Annotated in this window: 16 protein-coding genes and 2 pseudogenes; 5 read left to right on the top strand and 13 right to left on the bottom strand. The window is 63.7% G+C overall.

Annotated elements, in window-relative coordinates:
- Positions 1 to 68: 68 nt before the first annotated feature.
- The 12 genes and pseudogenes from ACP7BV_RS05555 to ACP7BV_RS05500 all read right to left on the bottom strand — a co-directional run bounded on the left by ACP7BV_RS05555 (position 69) and on the right by ACP7BV_RS05500 (position 11,237).
- Positions 69 to 158, bottom strand: coding sequence for a diguanylate cyclase domain-containing protein (locus ACP7BV_RS05555; RefSeq protein WP_426102351.1), 90 nt, complete (start codon positions 156 to 158; stop codon positions 69 to 71).
- 16 nt (positions 159 to 174) lie between these two features.
- A complete protein-coding gene (locus tag ACP7BV_RS05550) occupies positions 175 to 1,044 on the bottom strand; it encodes a response regulator (RefSeq protein ID WP_426102329.1) in 870 nt (289 codons plus the stop codon).
- Positions 1,045 to 1,088: 44 nt separating this feature from the next.
- Complete coding sequence (locus ACP7BV_RS05545) at positions 1,089 to 1,421, bottom strand: response regulator (RefSeq protein WP_426102327.1); 333 nt, start codon at positions 1,419 to 1,421, stop codon at positions 1,089 to 1,091.
- 11 nt (positions 1,422 to 1,432) lie between these two features.
- Positions 1,433 to 4,333, bottom strand: a complete 2,901-nt coding sequence (locus ACP7BV_RS05540; RefSeq protein WP_426102325.1) for a PAS domain S-box protein — start codon at positions 4,331 to 4,333, stop codon at positions 1,433 to 1,435.
- Between the two features lie 300 nt (positions 4,334 to 4,633).
- Entirely contained in the window at positions 4,634 to 5,188 is a 555-nt protein-coding gene (locus ACP7BV_RS05535) for a response regulator (RefSeq protein WP_426102323.1), read from the bottom strand.
- Between the two features lie 86 nt (positions 5,189 to 5,274).
- Positions 5,275 to 5,607: pseudogene (locus ACP7BV_RS05530) on the bottom strand (EAL domain-containing protein); the annotation flags it as partial.
- On the bottom strand, positions 5,546 to 6,298 hold the full coding sequence (locus ACP7BV_RS05525; RefSeq protein WP_426102321.1) for a HAMP domain-containing protein: 753 nt from the start codon (positions 6,296 to 6,298) through the stop codon (positions 5,546 to 5,548). The pseudogene ACP7BV_RS05530 and the gene ACP7BV_RS05525, both read right to left, overlap by 62 nt.
- A gap of 317 nt (positions 6,299 to 6,615) precedes the next feature.
- The gene (locus ACP7BV_RS05520; protein ID WP_426102319.1) at positions 6,616 to 8,460 is read right to left on the bottom strand and encodes a family 2A encapsulin nanocompartment cargo protein cysteine desulfurase; all 1,845 of its coding nucleotides are present in this window, start codon (positions 8,458 to 8,460) and stop codon (positions 6,616 to 6,618) included.
- A gap of 8 nt (positions 8,461 to 8,468) precedes the next feature.
- A pseudogene (locus ACP7BV_RS05515) lies at positions 8,469 to 9,402 on the bottom strand (family 2A encapsulin nanocompartment shell protein).
- A 143-nt stretch (positions 9,403 to 9,545) separates the two neighbouring features.
- The gene (locus tag ACP7BV_RS05510; protein WP_426102317.1) at positions 9,546 to 9,788 is read right to left on the bottom strand and encodes a helix-turn-helix domain-containing protein; all 243 of its coding nucleotides are present in this window, start codon (positions 9,786 to 9,788) and stop codon (positions 9,546 to 9,548) included.
- A gap of 19 nt (positions 9,789 to 9,807) precedes the next feature.
- The gene (gene epsC / locus ACP7BV_RS05505; RefSeq protein WP_426102315.1) at positions 9,808 to 10,731 is read right to left on the bottom strand and encodes a serine O-acetyltransferase EpsC; all 924 of its coding nucleotides are present in this window, start codon (positions 10,729 to 10,731) and stop codon (positions 9,808 to 9,810) included.
- A gap of 35 nt (positions 10,732 to 10,766) precedes the next feature.
- Positions 10,767 to 11,237: a rhodanese-like domain-containing protein gene (locus ACP7BV_RS05500; RefSeq protein ID WP_426102313.1), complete on the bottom strand. Its 471-nt coding sequence runs from the start codon at positions 11,235 to 11,237 to the stop codon at positions 10,767 to 10,769.
- 241 nt (positions 11,238 to 11,478) lie between these two features.
- Here ACP7BV_RS05500 and ACP7BV_RS05495 point away from each other — a divergent pair, with 241 nt between their 5' ends.
- The 5 genes from ACP7BV_RS05495 to ACP7BV_RS05475 all read left to right on the top strand — a co-directional run bounded on the left by ACP7BV_RS05495 (position 11,479) and on the right by ACP7BV_RS05475 (position 14,988).
- The gene (locus ACP7BV_RS05495) at positions 11,479 to 13,113 is read left to right on the top strand and encodes an ATP-binding domain-containing protein (RefSeq protein WP_426102311.1); all 1,635 of its coding nucleotides are present in this window, start codon (positions 11,479 to 11,481) and stop codon (positions 13,111 to 13,113) included.
- A 261-nt stretch (positions 13,114 to 13,374) separates the two neighbouring features.
- Complete coding sequence (locus tag ACP7BV_RS05490; protein WP_426102309.1) at positions 13,375 to 13,587, top strand: GntR family transcriptional regulator; 213 nt, start codon at positions 13,375 to 13,377, stop codon at positions 13,585 to 13,587.
- Positions 13,575 to 14,243: a HEAT repeat domain-containing protein gene (locus ACP7BV_RS05485; RefSeq protein WP_426102307.1), complete on the top strand. Its 669-nt coding sequence runs from the start codon at positions 13,575 to 13,577 to the stop codon at positions 14,241 to 14,243. Before ACP7BV_RS05490 ends, ACP7BV_RS05485 begins: the two co-directional genes overlap by 13 nt.
- A gap of 1 nt (position 14,244) precedes the next feature.
- Positions 14,245 to 14,454, top strand: a complete 210-nt coding sequence (locus ACP7BV_RS05480) for a gamma-butyrobetaine hydroxylase-like domain-containing protein (protein ID WP_426102305.1) — start codon at positions 14,245 to 14,247, stop codon at positions 14,452 to 14,454.
- 96 nt (positions 14,455 to 14,550) lie between these two features.
- Positions 14,551 to 14,988 carry a MerR family transcriptional regulator gene (locus ACP7BV_RS05475; RefSeq protein WP_426102303.1) on the top strand — a complete coding sequence of 146 codons (438 nt, stop codon included), beginning with the start codon at positions 14,551 to 14,553 and terminating at the stop codon, positions 14,986 to 14,988.
- Between the two features lie 29 nt (positions 14,989 to 15,017).
- Here the strand turns inward: ACP7BV_RS05475 and ACP7BV_RS05470 are convergent, their stop codons facing one another.
- Entirely contained in the window at positions 15,018 to 17,159 is a 2,142-nt protein-coding gene (locus ACP7BV_RS05470) for a site-2 protease family protein (RefSeq protein ID WP_426102301.1), read from the bottom strand.
- Position 17,160: the final 1 nt, after the last annotated feature.

Genomic DNA, 17,160 nt, shown 5'->3' with positions numbered 1-17,160 from the left:
GACCGACATTCTTGCCAAAGTCACGCGCGCTCGTGCCAAACTTAATAAGATTCAATCTGTTTGACGCACTACACTAGCGTGTCGTTGACGCCTTTAAAATTGTCCAGGTCAATGAACATCACCGCCACCAGCGAACCTGTGTTGCGCGCCAGCGCCAGGGTGCGCTTGAGCGTTTCATAAAACAGCGTGCGATTGGGCAGGCCGGTCAGGGGCGGCGTGGTGGGCCAGATGCGTCAGGCGCATCTGCGCTTCCTTGCGCTCGGTAATGTCGCGCACCACGACCACGATGGTCCAGTCCGACCCGGAACGCAGGGCCTGGCTGTTCACTTCCACCTGCACCGTCGAGCCATCCTTGCGCACCATGGCCGTTTCTTGCTGGTCGCGGTTGGCGGGGCCGGCAATGAGCGCGTCATACTGGCGCTCCAGCTTGGCGTTGCTCGCGTCGATCAGTTCGGCCGGTCCCATGTCCAGCAATTGCCTGCGCTCGTAGCCCAGCAGGCTGCACGCTGTTTCGTTCACTTCCATAAACCGCATGCTGTTGCGGCTGACCAGCATGATGGCGTCGGCGGTCGCGTCCATCGCCGTGCGAAAGCGCTGCAGGTCGACGGTACGGGCCAGCACCTGCTGCTCCAGATCGAGGCCTTCGTCGCGCACATCGCCAAACGCTTTCAGGCGCAACAGTTTGCGCACCCGCAACCAAAGCTCGGCGCAGTCGACCGGTTTGGTCAGAAAATCTTCGGCGCCCGCATCGAGCCCGGCCAGGCGCGCCGTGCGCTCCATATGCGCGGTCCCCATGATGATGGGAATGTTGGCAGTGGCCTGGTTGGCCTTCAGGATGCTGGCCACCTGATAGCCGTCCATGCCAGGCATGGTAATGTCGAGCAAGATCAGATCCGGCGCCGAGGCGTCGATGGCGGCCAGCGCCTCTTCGCCGCTGATCGCGCTGGAGGTCTGATAGCCTTCTGGGCGCAGCAGTACCGCCAGCAGGCGCTGGTTTTGCGCTTCGTCGTCGACGATCAGGATGGTGGGCGCGCGCACCGTCATGCTGACACTGGCGGCAGCAGCAGCAGCGCGTCGATCGCCGCATATCATTGTGCGTAGCGCAGCGGCTTGGCAATGTAAGCATCGCAGCCGGCGCTTTCGCTTTTTTCGCGGTCTTCCTTCATGGCCATGGCAGTGAGCGCAATGATGGGGATGGCGCTTGTGGCGCTGTCCTGTTTGCGCAGCGCGGTCGCGGCCAGGCCATCCATGCCGGGCAATTGAATGTCCATCAGGATCAATGCCGGCCGCTCGGTGCGCGCCATCAGCAAGCCGCTTTCGGCGTCTTGCGCGCACAACACGGCATGCCCGGCATGGCGCAGCAGGAGCGTGGTCAACTTCATGGTGGCGGCGCTGTCTTCAATGATCAGGATGCGTGCCATGCCCGTTCCCCTTAGTCGCGCAGCATTGCGCGCCTTACTTCGGCGATGAAGCGGGCCTGGTCGAGGCTTTCTTTTGCGCCGCGCTGCGCCACCCCGGTCTGCGCTGCGGCGCCCACCAGAATGGGAATACGCGCCGTCGCGGCGTTGTGTTGCAGCATTTCGGCTACTGCGAAACCACTCAGGTCCGGCAGCATCAGGTCCAGCAAGATCAGGTCCGGGCGCATGTGTTGCGCCAGGAAGATGGCTTCGCTTCCGGTGTAGGCGCGCACCACCGCATAGGCGGGCATGGGCAAAAAGGCGGCGATGGTTTCAACCACCCGGCTGTCGTGATCGACAACGAGTACCGTGCGCGTGCGTTCCAGTGCCGGGTGTAGCCCCAGCAGGCTGAGCGACGCTTGCAACTGGGCGCGGCTGATCGGCTTTTGCAAGATGGCCGCAGCGCCGCCAGACAGGCCCAGATCGGCATTGGCGATGCCGGAAATGACCACGACCGGCACCCGCGCCAGCGCCGGGATGTCGCGCAGGCACTGCAGAAATTGCCAGCCATCCATGCCCGGCAGTCGGATATCAAGCGTGATCAGGTGTAGTGGCTGCTGGGGCGCCATGCGTAACGCTTCTTCGGCGCTCGCTGCCCGTAGCACGGTAAAGCCTTCCGCTTCGAGCAGCAGGCGCGCCAGGGACGCGGACTGGTCGTTGTCTTCGACCACCAGCGCCATGTGAACCGCCGCTTGCGGGCGCGCCGCGGCTGGCGCGCTGACGGGCGCGGCCGGCGCCTCGGACAGCAGCGCGCGAAGCGGCAACCACACGCCAAAGCGCGAGCCTTCGCCGGCGCGGCTGGCGACCGCCACGGCGCCGCCCTGCAGTTCGACCAGCTGCTTCACCATCGACAGACCTAGCCCCGTCCCTTGGAATTTGCGTGCCAGGCTGCTATCGATCTGGCTGAAAGCCTGAAACAGCTTGGCCAAGTCGTTTTCCTCAATCCCGATGCCGGCGTCGCTCACGCACAGTGCGAGAAACTCCTGGTACTCGTTTGGCGCCAGGGGAAAACTGTGCACCGGCCAGTGGCCGGCGAGCTGGCCGACCGCGCTGCGCGGCACGCGTTGGGCGTGCAAGGTGACGGCGCCGCGACTGGCGCTAAATTTCACGGCGTTCGACAGCAGGTTATAGATGATTTGCTTGGTCTTGCGCACGTCCAGTTGTTGCAAGCCCAGCTCGGCGCCACCTTCCAGGGCCAGCGTGATGTTTTGGGCGGCAGCTTTTTCGCGCACGATGGTCATGCTGTTCAGTAACAGGGCGTGCAGATCGACCGTTTCCAGCTCGAGCGCCATCATGCCCGCTTCGACTTTGGACAGGTCGAGGATATCGTTGATCAGCGACAGCAAGTGCTGGCCACTGCTGAAAATGTCCCTGATGCATTCGTTTTGCAGCGCGCTGGTTTCGCCCAGCAAGCCATCCTTGAGCGCTTCGGAAAAGCCGATGATGGCATTCAGGGGCGTGCGCAATTCGTGCGACATGGTGGCCAAAAATTCCGATTTTATGCGGCTGGCACGTTCCAGTTCACCATTTTTTACTTCCAGCGTATGTTCGAAGCGCTTGCGCTCCGTGACGTCGCGGGCGGCGGCGAACACGCCTTGCAGCTTGCGGTCGCGGTCGTGGAAGGTGGCAGCGTTGTACGAGACCACTGTTTCCACCCCGTTCAGTGCGCGCACCGTCAGTTCGTAGTCGGTGACCTTGTTTTCCTGGAGCACGCGCTTGATGGCGGCGTCGGCCTGTACCTGGTCGGTGAAAAACTTCTTGCTCGGTGCACCGATCAGTTCGTCGCGGGTGCGGCCGGTGAGCGCGACCATCTGCTGGTTCACGTCCGAAATGATGCCTTGCGGGTCCGTCATCATCAGGGCGTCGAGGCTGGACTCGATCAGTGAACGGGTATAGAACTGCTGATCGCGCAAGCGTTGGTCGAGCAGCGCCTGGGCCGCCTCGACCTGCTTGCGCGCGGTATTGTCGGTGCCGATGAGCAGGTAGCCGATAATGTCGTCGTGGGCGTCGCGCAGCGCCGTGACGGAGACGATGGCCGGAAAGCGGCTGCCGTCCTTGCGCACATAGGTCAGTTCGTAGATGTCTTCAATGCCGCGTGACGCCTTGAAAACCAGCGCTTCGAAGCCGGGCGTGATGGGCGTTTCCAGCTCCAGGCTGAGCGCGAGCGCGCGCGCGATAACTTCCTGGGGGTCGGAGATGTCGGCCGGCGTGATCCTGTTCATCACCTCGAGCGCCGTGTAGCCGAGCATGCGTTCGGCCCCGACGTTGAAAATCTGGATCACGCCCCTGGCGTCGGTGGCGATGCTGGAGAAATTGGCGCTGTTGAAGATGGCGCTTTGCAGTGCGCCCGCCTTCAGCAGCGCTTCTTCAGCTTGCTTGCGCGCGGTATTGTCTGTGCCGATGAGCAGGTAGCCAATGATGGCGTTTTGATCGTCGCGCAAGGCCGTGACCGAGACCAGCGCAGGAAAGCGGCTGCCATCCTTGCGAAAGTAAGTCAGCTCGTAAATATCTTCAATGCCGCGCGAGGCCTTGAAGACCAGCGCTTCAAATCCAGGCGTGATGGGGGTGTCGACTTCCACGCTGAGCGCTTTGGCACGCGCAATCACTTCGAGGGGATCGGAAATGTCGGCTGGCGTGATCCGGTTGACGACGTCGAGCGCACTGTAGCCCAGCATGCGCTCGGCGCCCACGTTGAAGAGCTGGATCACCCCTTTTTCGTCGGTCGCGATGCAAGAGAAATAAGCGCTGTTGAAAATGGCGTCCTGGAGCGCGCCGGTTTTCAGTAAGCTTTCCTGGCGCCTGACCTCAATATTTCCATCTGCAACTAATTTGTGCTCGGTGGCGCCGATGACCATCCCAAAACCAGTCGTACGCATAGGCGCTTTCGAATCAATAAAATGCTCAGTTCGTCGCGCGCACGGGGCGCACTCGCCACTGCCGAACAGGCTTGCCGATGGCGCGGCACTTGCAACCATGGGCGAGAAACATACATACGGCCATACTATAGCAGTAACCAAAAGTTAATTTCGGCAAGGGCATTGAGTTGCCAAAAATAATTTGGCAATACTTTTTTTCAAGTAATATTTCTTTTGTCGAATGTCAGGCTCACGTCATGTTCAGGTGACGCCCCGCCCCGCCCCGCCCCGCTGCGCTGGCCTTGGGCGCCGCTCGGCGCCTCAGCCATGCAGGGTGGCGCCGGCCGGATTCGCGCCATGGCTTGTGGTTCGCCGCGCCAGGTAACTGTCAAAGCCATCCTTGACTGCATGAATCAGTGCCAGATTGTTCGCTGACTTGTCGACAAACTTGTACACGGCGCCGCGGTTGATCGCTTCGCGCGTGACGAGCGCATCGTCAAAGGCGCTGTGGATGATGCGGATGGTCGCGGGATGCATGCTTTTCACACGGCTCAAAAATGCAATGCCATCCATGGCCGGCATGCGCTGGTCGCGTAGCACGACCGCAAACTCATGGCACGCGAGTAACTCAAAAGCGCGCAGGGGGTCGGACATGGCGCGCACGTCATCGCCTTCATTGCCGAGCACCAACGACAGATACTCGAGCACGAGTGTCTCGTCGTCCTGCAACAACAGCAGGGGTGCGTTGCTGGCGCGACCGGTGAGGTTTGCAGGCATGCTGTGGCCGGTGCGCAGAAATTGTTCCAGCTCGGCCGCCGGCAAGGGCTTGCTGAAAAAGTAGCCTTGCAGGATGTCGCAATGACGGCTTGCCAGCAAGGACAGCTGCCCCTCGGTTTCCCCCCCCCTTCGGCCACCACTTCCAGGTGCAGGCTGTGGGCCATGGTGATGATGGCGTCGGCAATGGCCAGGCAGCCCGGGTCGGTCGTGATGTCGGGCACGAACGAGATGCCGAGCTTGAGGCGGTCAATCGGAAAACGGCGCAGGTAGCTCATGTCCGCGTAACCGGTGCCGAAGTCGTCGATGGATAGCGACAAGCCGATCGTCTTCATGCGCTCCATCATCGGCACGCTGCGTTCGGGATCGGCCATGGAAACGCTTTCGGTCAGTTCGAGTTCCAGCCATTGCGGCGCGAGCGCGCTGTCGTCGAGCGCGCGTTGCACAATCGACTCGAGCTCAGCGTGCGCAACTGCCTGGACGAGACATTGACGGCCACTGGCACCGGCGGCGAGCCGCATCCTGCCAGCGCTTGTTTTGGGTGCAGGCGCGCATGCGGTTGGGCAGTCCGGTGAGCAAATCGGTTTGCGCCTGTTTCGACAAATTTTTTTTCGACGCCAGCAAGGCCACGCTCATCTTGTTGAAGACGCGCGTTAGTGCGCCGACTTCATCGGTGGAGCTGGTGCTGACCGTCACATGGCGCTGCCCCTGCGCGAGCTGGCGCGCCGCATGCGTCAATTGCTTGAGCGGGGCTGAAATGCTGCGCGAAATCCAGGCCGCGCACAGCAAGGCCAACGCCAATCCCAGCAATGCGGCGCAGCCGACGACCAGCATGGCGTCGCGGGCGCGGCTCAGCAGACTGTCGTACAGCGGGGTATATTCATAAATGAGCGCCGCGATGACGCGACGTTGCCGGTTATACACCGGCACCACCACCTGGTGGATCAGCGCCTTATTCTGGCCCGCGCCTTCCGTGATGAGGCGCGGCTGGCCGTCGCGCAAGGTGGCGGCGATACTGTCGCGGCGCAAGCCTTGGGGAGCGGGCGTGCCAACGTCCTCGCTCGCCACGTCGGCCACGATGACCAGGTTGCGGTCAAAGACTTCCCGGTCGCGCTGCTGGCTCGCGGCGACGGCGGCGATGATGCGCTGGTACTGGAGATTGCGCTCTTGATCGCTGGCGTGGGCGCTGTCGTAAGCGAGCATGGTGGCCATGCTTGTGGCCAAGTCGCGTGCTTCGGCCGCGACTGTCAGTTTGGCAACTTCCCGGAAACGCATTGCGGCAAACGCTGCGACGGCGCAGCTTATAATAAAAACCGTCAGCACGACGGCGCCGAGTCTTGTCGCAATACGCATTTGATGGCCCCGGTGGAGCCTCGGCGCTTCGCGTCCACACGGGAATGTGGATCACATTTTTCTCCACATCAATCTTTTTGTTGAATACCATCAATACTGCTTCTTGGTGGAACGGCACGGCGGCACGGCGGCGCGGCGCGCGGCGCCGGCCGGTGCTGCGCGCCCGCCCGACAATGTCAAGCAAAAGAGCGCTCGTGCTGCGCCAGGCGCTTGACGACTGCCGCCAACTGGTCGATTTCGTCGAAGGTGTTGTAGAAGGCGAGCGACGGGCGCACCGTGCTCTCGACCCCGAAACGGCGCAAGATCGGCTGCGCGCAATGATGGCCGGTGCGCACGGCAATGCCCTCGTCGTTGAGCGCCTGGCCGACCTGCGCGGTGCTGTGCCCGGCCAACACGAACGAGATCACACTGGCTTTCCCGGTCGCCGTGCCGATCAGCCGCACTTGCCTGATGGCGCCCAGTTGCCGCATGCCGTACTCCAGCAGGTCGTGCTCGTAGCGCGCGATGTTGTCGATGCCGATCCGGCCGATGTAATCAATGGCGGCGCCCAGTCCCACCGCGTCGGCAATGTTGCCAGTGCCGGCCTCGAACTTGTTCGGTATCGGCTGGTAGCGTGTCTTTTCGAAGGTGACGTCGGCGATCATGTTGCCGCCGCCTTGCCACGGCGGCATGTTTTCCAGCACTTCGCGTTTGCCCCACAGCACGCCGATGCCGGTCGGCCCGAACAATTTGTGGCCCGAAAAGACAAAAAAGTCGGCCCCCAGCGCTTGCACGTCGATGCGCATGTGCGATACCGATTGGGCGCCGTCCACCAGTACCCGGGCGCCGGCGCGATGCGCAAGCTCGACGATTTCGCGGATCGGCGTCACTGTCCCGAGCGCGTTCGACACGTGCGTGACGGCGACGATTCTGGTGCGCCTGTTGAGCAGCTTGCGGTACTCGTCGAGCAAGACCTGGCCCGTGTCGTCGACCGGAATCACGCGCAGCGTGGCGCCCTTGGCCGCTGCCAGTTGCTGCCACGGCACGATGTTGGCGTGGTGCTCGAGGTGGGAGACGATGATTTCGTCGCCCTGGCCCACATATTGTGCGCCCCAGCTTTTGGCCACCAGGTTGATCGCTTCGGTGGTTCCCCGCACAAAAATGACTTCCTCGACTGCGGGCGCATTCAGGAAGCGGCGCACCCGCTGGCGCGCTCCCTCATAAGCATCGGTGGCGCGCGCGGCCAGTGCATGCGCGGCGCGGTGGATGTTCGAGTTCTCGTGCGCGTAAAAGTGGGCGATGCGGTCGACGACCGCTTGCGGCTTGTGCGTCGTGGCCGCGTTGTCGAACCAGACCAGCTGGCGTCCGTTGACACGCTCTTGCAGGATCGGGAAGTCGCGCCGCACGGCATGCACGTCGAACGGCGGCGAGCGCTCGGTGAGCTCGGGCGCCGCCGACGCCGGCGGAGCGGCGACAAAATAATAGTGTGGCGTGGACAAAGGCGCCGGCGAGCGTGCCGGCGCGTCAGCTATGCCAGGCTCGCCGTGGACGGCATCGAGGAAGTAGAACGGGCCGGGCCGGGGCGCCAGCGCGGCCTTGATCGCTTGCGGTACGCCGAGAAAGGCGCCGCCGGCACGCGGTTCGTAGGCGGGAATGGCACCGTGCGCTTTGTCCGGCGCGCCATTGCCCGCTTGCGCGGCGGGCAGCAGCGCCGGCGCGCGATTGCCCAGCGAAAGGACGTTGGTGGGCGCGGCCGGGATCAGGTTGGTGCCGGGTAGTTGCCCTTGTGGTATCGGCGTGCCGGGTAGGCCGGGACCAAAGCCGGCCGGGCTGACCAACGGCGAACCGGGCGGTGCGATATTGCCCGGGGCTTGGACGCCGTGCGGAGCGAACGGGGGCGCCGCAAAGAACGCCGTGGCCAGGCGCGCCAGCACAGCCGGGTCGAACGGCGGCTGCGGGGAATCGGGCACGGCGAAAGGCGCTGCGGCAGGCAGGTTGGCGGCAGGGGCAGCGCCAAGGGCAGGGGCAGGGAACAGGTTCATGGCGCGGCTTACTTGTAAGTGTCCGGGTAGTCGTGGTATTTACCGATCTCAACGTCGTCGAGCACGGCCAGCGCGTCGCTGGTGAGCACGGCCAGCGAGCAATACAGGCAGATCAGATACGAGGAAATGGCGTGGTTGTTGATGCCCATGAAACGCACCGCCAGGCCGGGACTTTGCTCACCCGGCAAGCCCGACTGGAACAGCCCGATGACGCCCTGGAGCTTCTCGCCCACGCGCAGCAGCAAGTTCTTGCTCTTGCCGTCGGCCACAGGCACCTTGTCGAACGGGATCAGTGGAATCCCGCGCCAGGTGATGAATTGTGAGCCGAACAGGCTGATGGTCGGCGGCGGCACCCCGCGCCGGGTCGCTTCGCGGCCGAAGGCGGCGATCGCCAGCGGATGGGCGAGGAAGAAGGCGGGCTCCTTCCAGACCTTGGTGAGCAGCTCATCGGGGTCGTCCGGCGTGGGCGCACCGGTCAGCGGGAAGATGCGCTGGCGGTCCGTCACTTGCGCCAGCAAGCCGTAGTCGGGATTGTTGATCAGCTCGCTTTCCTGGTTTTCCTTGATGGTTTCGATCGTCAGGCGCAGTTGTTCCTTGATCTGGTCGTGCGGGCTGCTGTACAGGTCGGAGACGCGGGTATGGACGTCGAGCACGGTGGAGACCGCGTTGAGGTACAGCACGCGCGGATTTTCCTCGTAGTCGACGTAGGTGCGGGGCAGCTGGTTTTCTTCCTGGCGCGCGGTGCAGGTGACCTTGATCGCTTCCGGATTGTTGACCTTGTTGAGGCGATAGATGCCCGCTTCCACCGGCACCCATTGCAGCAAATGCGTCAGCCAGCGCGGACTGATGGTCTCCAGTTGCGGGGCCGTCTTGGTGGCGTTGGCAAAGTTGCCGCGCCGCGTTATCTTTAAGTGCGCTTGTACCGCCCACTGTTGCCGACATGGTCACTCCAATTCAGCTTGGTTTAAAAAGCGATTGCGTCACCAGCACGCACGAATTGTCTGGTGAGAAAATCAACCCGGCCAGTGTGCAGGTGCAGCATTGCCCGCGCAACATGCTATCGCCATCAACGTGGTCCACATGGACTACTTGATCGCCTCGCAGCGAGTCAGCAGCGCCGAAGGCGTCAAGGTGAGTGCCGCCGCCAGTTTTTTGACCGTCAGCAAGGAGGCGATGACGCAGCCGCGCTCGATCTCGCCGACGAAGGAGCGATTCAAGTTGGCCTGTTCGGCCAGTCGCTCCTGCGACCAGCCGCGCGCCTCGCGCAGTTGGCGCACGCCGATACCGAAGCCTGTGACCAGCACGCTGGGAACACTGTCGTTGATCATGTTGTCGATTCCCCCTCGATCAGGTAGCGGCGATGCCGTTGGCAAACGCACCCTCGCGCGATTCGGCCTGGGCCACGCGCCCGCCCGGCGCCACATCGTGGGTCAGCCAGACATTGCCGCCGATGACCGCGCCTTTGCCGATCGTGATGCGTCCAAGGATGGTCGCGCCGGCGTAAATGACGACGTCGTCTTCCACCACCGGGTGGCGCGCCAAGCCCTTTTGCAGGGTGCCGTCCACGTCCGTGGGAAAGCGCTTGGCACCCAGGGTGACGGCCTGGTACAGGCGCACGCGTTCGCCAATGACGGCCGTCTCGCCGATCACCACCCCGGTGCCGTGGTCGATGAAGAAACCGGCGCCGATGCGCGCCCCCGGATGGATATCGATGCCGGTCGCGCCATGCGCCAGTTCGGCCACGATGCGCGCCAGCAGCGGCAAGCCCAGCACGTACAGGTGATGCGCCAGGCGGTAGTGGATCATTGCCAGCACGCCCGGATAGCACAGCAGGACTTCATCGACGCTGCGCGCCGCCGGGTCGCCTTGAAACGCTGCAAGTACGTCGCTGTCGAGCAAAACGCGGATGGCCGGCAGCGCCGCGCCGAAACTGCGCACCAGCGCCAGGGCGGCGGCATCGACATCGCCAAGCTCGGCGCCGGTCAGCGCCGTATTGTAGTTCAGCTCACGGCGTACTTGCCTGAGCAAGCCGTGCAGCGCGCCGTCGAGCGCGTGCGCTACGTGGAAATCCTCGCTTTCCTGGCGCAGCTCGGTCGGGCCCAGGCGCATGGGAAACAGCACGCCCTTGAGACTGTCAATGATGGCGGCCAGCGCTTCGCGCGAGGGAAACTCGCGCGCGCCAACTTCGCTGGCGCCGCGTTGCTGCTGGCGCCAGCGATGGCGCGTTGCATGCAGGGATTGGACGATGCTCGTGATGTCGAAAGTGGCCATGAGATCCTCTGAAATATCGGGTGCTTGCGCCGGCGCTAGTCCTGGACCCACGGCAAGCCGCGAAAGCGCCAGCCGTCGGACTTGCCGCGCTGTTGCCGGGCATCGATGTCGCCTTCGAAACCTTCGAGCACGTTGAACACCAGATTCAAGCCGGCCTTGGTGGCCGCTTCGGCCGCCAGCGCAGAGCGTTTTCCACTGCGGCATAGCAGCAAGACGGCGCGATCCTTGCCGCCAATTTTGCTTTCCAGTTCGCGCACGAAGCGCGGGTTGCGCGAGAGCGCGGTGCCGGTGGCCCAGGGCACATGCAACGAACCGGGTACGTGGCCGACAAAGTGGCGCTCTTCGGCCGAGCGTACGTCCACCAGCAAGACGCCGGCGGTGGATGTCAGTTGCCAGGCGAGGGCGGGCGGCACGGCGCCGGCAAACGGCAAGCCGGCGCGGGCCGCTTCGGCATGGATGGATGCCAATGCTGGCGCAATCGCAGACGGAAGTGTGTCATCTGACATGGCGGAACCTTTTTCGTTGGGCTGCAAGGGGCGGTCTGGCGCATTGGTGGCGATAGACATCGGCAAGCCAATATACGATTCTTCAATTCGGAAAAGAACGAATAAAAACGTTTGCGTAAAGTTGCAAAACGAATAAGGAAGATGCGATGCCAATGCGAACCACATCCCAGGCAAGCGCGTGGCATTCTCGCCATCAAAGTTTTACAATAGAGAATCACCGATGACCGGCCGCGGCCCGCTTATGCTCCACATTTACCCTACTGGCTGGAAAGAGCTGGCCGTCACCGGCGCCGCGGCGCGTGAAATCGAGACGCTCACCTACCTCGAGAGCCGCCTGGCCGATACCCCGTACCGCATCTATCACGGGGTCCACTGGACCAATGTGGAAAACGGTTTTTCAGCCTACGGGGAAATCGATTTCATCATCGTCGCGCCCACCGGACGGATATTGCTGATCGAACAGAAATCGGGCTTTCTGAACGAGACGCCCGATGGCCTGGTCAAGAACTTCGAAGGCAAGCCGCGCAAGATCCGCCATCACATCACGCGCTCCATCAGCGGCCTGCGCGAGCGCTTCGGCGGCGCGCTGTCGATCGATTACCTGCTGTACTGTCCCGACTACATCGTGCGCGACCCGCATCTGGCCGACATCGACCCGCGCCATATCATCGACGCCACCCGCAAAGACCAGCTGGCGCAAGTGATCCGCGTCACCTTGCCGCTCACGCCGGACACGCCGGGCGAGCAGTTCGAGAAAGTGACGCGCTTTCTTGGCAACACGCTCAGCCTGCGGCCCGACCCGAGCGCGATGATCGGCAACGCCGCCGAGATGGTCACGCGCCTGGCCGGCGGCCTTGCCATCTGGGCGCGGCGGCTTGAATTTTCTCCCTTCAGGCTGCGCGTGGTCGGTACGGCGGGCAGCGGCAAGACGCAGCTGGCGCTGGCCGAATATACGGCGGCCATCGAAGCGGGTCTGCGCCCGCTGTATGTCTGCTACAACCGGCCCCTGGCCGACCACATCGAGCGCCTGGTGCCGGCCGGCGGGCGCGTGGCGACCTTTCACATGCTCAGCGACGCCTTCTTGCGTTTCCAGGGCCAGACGCCGAACTACGCCGCGCCAGACGTCTGGCGCGACATCGAGCGGCAAATGGCCACGGCCGAGCTGCCCGAGGCGTGGCGGCATGATGTGCTGATCGTCGATGAAGGGCAGGATTTTTCGGTCGCATGGCGCGACATTTTGCTGCGCATGCTAAAAGCCGATGGACGCGCCATCTGGCTGGAAGACCCGAACCAGAACCTGTATGGGCGCGAGGTGGTGCCCTTGCCGGGCTGGGTCACACTGCATTCCGACACCAATTACCGCAGCCCGCGGCAAATTGTCGACATGCTCGCCGCCATCGGCGCGGTAAGTCCGCCGGTGGAGGCGGGCTCGCCATTCAAAGGGGCCGATATTGACGAGCTGGTCTTCCCGCACACCGATACCGAGGCCATGCTCGCCCAGACCAAGCACGCCATCACGCTGTGCCTGGCCGCCGGGTTCGCGCGGCACGACATTGCCATTGCCACCTTTCGCGGACGCGAACGCTCGGCCATCCTGAAACTGGACCGGCTGAGCGACGCCCACACATTGAAGTCGTTCACGGGCGCCTATGACCTGTTTGGCGACCCCGTGTACCGCGAAGGCGGCTTGCTGGCAGAGTCGGTCTACCGCTTCAAGGGGCAGTCGGCGCCGGCGGTGATCTTTACCGAGATCGATTTCGACATGATCGACGAACTGGTGCTGCGTAAATTGTTTGTGGGGATGACGCGCGCGCGCTTGAAGCTGGTGATGGTGCTTAGCGAACGGGCGCAGCAGCAACTGCTCGAACGCATGTGAACGCTTGACAAAAAAAAGCCCGCCGACAAAGGCGGGCTAACTCCAATGACAAAAGCAACTGGAGGAGACGGGCGCACTATGCGCCATCCCCGCGCCTGGCGCCACGATTGATTTCACATATCCATAGTTGAAATTTAAATTCGGCATTGGCGTTTGTTTTTCGAATATCCACCGGCATTTTTATTCGACCATGGCTTGCCTGGCGCTCGCTGGACTTCGCTTCATACCTTCCTGTCATGACAGGCCGATCCGAAGCAGTCCATGATGAAAAGCATATCCCGATTCTCCGCACCGGCACTCACGCTGCACTCCCAGGTGCCTGAAAGTTTGCGTGCCAGTATTGCCGACGGCAGTTATGCGGCACACGCCAGGCTGCCGGCGGAAAGCGCGCTCGCAAGCATGTTCGGGGTTTCGCGCATCACGGTGCGCCAGGCGCAGTGGCGGCTGCGGCGGCGCACAGCTTGTCGGAGCTGAAAAATGGCGCAGCGGCGGCGCAGTTGCTGCCGCACGCGGCCGACGCCGATCCGTTTGTCTGCGTGGCCGTATTGCGGGCGCTGCGCGAATTGCGCGCGCCACGCAGTTTTGGCCCCGTCATGGCAGCCTTGCAGGCCAGCGACGCGCTGGTGCGACGACAAGCGGTAAGCGTGCTCGGCTACCTGAAAAACGCGGACGCCACGGGCGCCTTAAGTGCGCTGGTGCAAGCCGACCCTGAGCCGGACGTGCGGCGCAGCGCCGTGGGAGCCCTCGGCTTTGCTTCGGGCACGGCAGCGCCGCAAGCCCTGCGTGGAGCGCTGCATGACGCCGCATGGCAGGTGCGCGAGGAGGCGGCCACGACGCTGGGCAAGCTGCACGCGCTGGCCGCCGCGCCGGATTTGATCGACGCGTTGACTGATCCCTACTGGCAGGTGCGCCTGCGCGCGCCGCGCAGCCTGGGCCGCTTGCGGTATCGCGCCGCGCTGCCTGCGCTGGTCGAGGCGCTCGCCCACACGGTGAGCAATTTGCGCAAGGAGGCTGCGCTGGCGCTGGGCGAGATTGGCGACGCCGCCGCATTGCCTGCCCTACTGCAACAGGACAGCGATCCGGATCCGGAAGTGCGCAAGGCGGTGCGCCTGGCGCTGGGGCAGATTTAACATGCAGCCTGAACAGATTACCAACCGGCGCGGCGAGGGTGTGCTGGAAGTACTGTGGGAGGATGGCGAACGGCAGCAAGCGACGCACCGGCAACTGCGCGCCGCCTGCAAGTGTTCCCACTGCCAGTGGGCGTGGTCTCGCGCACCGGCTGGCCCGCAGCACCGGCCGCCGCTAGCGCAGCGAGCCAAAATAGCAGGAAATGCAACATGATGAAACCCTCGGAAAATTCGTCTGGCTTGCATCTTAAAGCCGTGTGTCGACTCCAGGGTCAAGTGCTTGCCTGCATTGTTACGTGAAGGAACGGCAATGAAAATCGGTGAATTGGCAGCGGCAACCGGGCTGACGCTCGACACCTTGCGCTATTACGAAAAACTGCAAGTGCTCGACCCACCCCGGCGCAAAGCCAAAGGCTACCGCCGCTACGGCGTGCAGCACCTGGAGCGCGTGCGCTTTGTGCAAAGCGCCAAAGCTTTGGGATTCTCGCTGGCCGAGATTGCCGCCTTCATCCCCAAGCTGGGCGCAGGGAAAATGGGGCGCGCCGACCTGGAAGCCGAACTATCGGGAAAGCTGCGCGAGGTGCACCTCGAAATTACCAGGCTCACAGCGCTGGAACGCAAGCTGACCCAGACACTGTCGGCGTTATCGTGCCCAGGCGACGCGCCGCTCTCTTCAAGCCAGGCCACGCTCAACGGCCCCGGCGAAGCGGTGCCGGTGCGCTCGCTGAAAAGGACACAGGCCAACTGAGCGGCCGGCCCGGGCCTGCCCGCACCGGCTCAGAAACCCAGTTCGCGCCACAGCAGCGCCATGGCCGCGCGCAAGTACACCAGGCCCGGCGCCACCCAGCGCCCATGAATGACGACCTGGCCGCGCCAGCTATGCTGCGCCAATCGGCCAGGATCGCCGTCAACTTGCAGCGTGACGCGGTACACCGCCTGCTCGGGCACCAGCTGGCCATGTTTTTCGCGCGTCAGTACCGAACCGCCGAACTGGCTCGCTAGTTCGCCGTGCAGCAGCACGCGCGAGGCATCCTGCTCGATCGCCGCGACGCGCAAGGTCAGCGGCGCGCCTTCCAGTTGGTCTGGGAAAAAGCGCGCCGTGTCGCCCACGCTGACCCTGCGCACCGCCTCCTCGTCGAGGTAGCTCTCGACCTGCCAGCGCCCGGGCTTGACCAACGTGCCCAGCCGTTCGCGCTCGCTGACCCAGACCCCGGGCTGAAGTTCGGGCGAAAGGTACAGCACGCCGGCGAACGGGGATTTGGGCGCGTACAGCGCAATGTCCGTCTCGACCCCGGCCATTTCGGCGGCGGCCGTGACCTGGGCTTGCTGCAGCGCTTGCATCTGGCCCCGCTGTTCAGTTTCCACGCCGGCATTGGCGGCCTGCCAGCGCAGCTGCTCGAGCCGGGCCTGGGCGCGGCGCCAGCGCAACTGCAGCTCGGGCGAGGCCAGTTCCAGCAGCGTTGCGCCGGCCTCGACAAGGGCGCCGTCAGCCGCAGTGAGCTTGCTGACCTGCGCCGCGCCGGGTGCATGCAGCGGAAACGTTTGCGCCGGTCGCAACAAGCCCGAGGCGGCTGGCCTGGTAGGCCACGGCGCGAACGCGAGCAGCAGCAGCAGGGCGGCAATGAGCAGGCTGCGGCGCAGCCGCGGCAGGCGCCGCATGTGCCCACCGAGTTTGCGCCATACAAAGGGGCGCCCGTCCTGCGCCGCCAGCAGGGCCGGCCACAAGCGCACTTCGCGAAGGATGGGCAGCAGTACGAACCAGCCGATTTCAACAACAAAGAGCACGATTCCCAGCGCCTTGATGAAAAAATGGTAAACCAGCGCCGCAATGCCTAAAAACAGGATGATGCGGTATAGCCAGGTAGCGTAGGCAAAGGCGATCAAGCCCGCGCTGCGGGTCCGCGCAAACACTTCCGGCGGCGCCGCTTGCAGGCCGAACAGGCGCTCGCGCAAGTCCCAGCGCGCCAGCGCAAAGGCACGGCTGTGCAGATTGGGTATGCCGAGCCAGTCGGAAAGCAGGAAGTAGCCATCGAAACGCATGAACGGGCTGGCGTTGATGATCACGGTGGCGATCCAGGTGGTCGTGGCAAGCATGAAAGCGGTCGATTTGAGCACGCCTGGCGGTAACACGGCCCAGGCCAGCGTTGCCCAGACGGCAATCACGAGTTCGGTCGCCACGCCGGCGGCAGCCACGGCCAGGCGTTGCTTGCGTTCATTCAGGCGCCAGACTTCGTTGGTGTCCGTGTAGGCGACTGGCCACAGCACCAGGAACGCCACACCCATGGTCGGCACCCGGCAGCCGTAGCGCTTGGCGGTAAACGCATGGCCGAGCTCATGGAGTACCTTGACCACCGTGAGGGCCAGTCCAAAGCCGGCAATGCCTTGCCACGAAAAAGTGTCGACCAGCGTGCCGGAAAACTGTTGCCAGTCACGCAGCACCAGCGTCAGCCCAAGCGCGAGCGCGACGAGAGTCAGGTGGAAAAAACGGCGCGTGTAAAGCGGCGCCACGCGCGCCGACCAGCGGCCTAGCCAGCGATCGGGACGCACCAGCGGCAGGCGGAAAAACAGATAGTGGTGCAGCAGCCAGTTCCACCAGTTGCCTTTGGCGCGCGCCTGGCGGGCGGCCATGAGGGTGGCGCTGTCCGGACGGGTGGGGCGCAGCAGATCGTTACCCATCAAAAATTCGGCTACGGCCTGGACATCGTCCACTTCAGGGCGCAAGGTGGTGTCTTGCCCGATGTCGTCGACGATCTGTTGCGCGCTGTCGCCATGCCAGCGGCTGACGATCTCAAAGCTGAGCCAGTCGAGCTGGAAGAACTGGTTGCGCACGGGGTCGTGCAGCGTCCAGCTCGGGTGTCCATCCGCCAGCCGGGGGCCGGCGAACAAGGCCAGTTCTTCGCGCAGCACGGGCAGGGCCATG

Origin of the sequence: Massilia sp. TSP1-1-2 (assembly GCF_049896185.1) — a bacterium.
Lineage (GTDB): Bacteria > Pseudomonadota > Gammaproteobacteria > Burkholderiales > Burkholderiaceae_D > Telluria_A.
The sequence above is the reverse complement of the archived record's forward strand: the minus strand, read 5'-3'. Positions and strand labels throughout refer to the sequence as shown.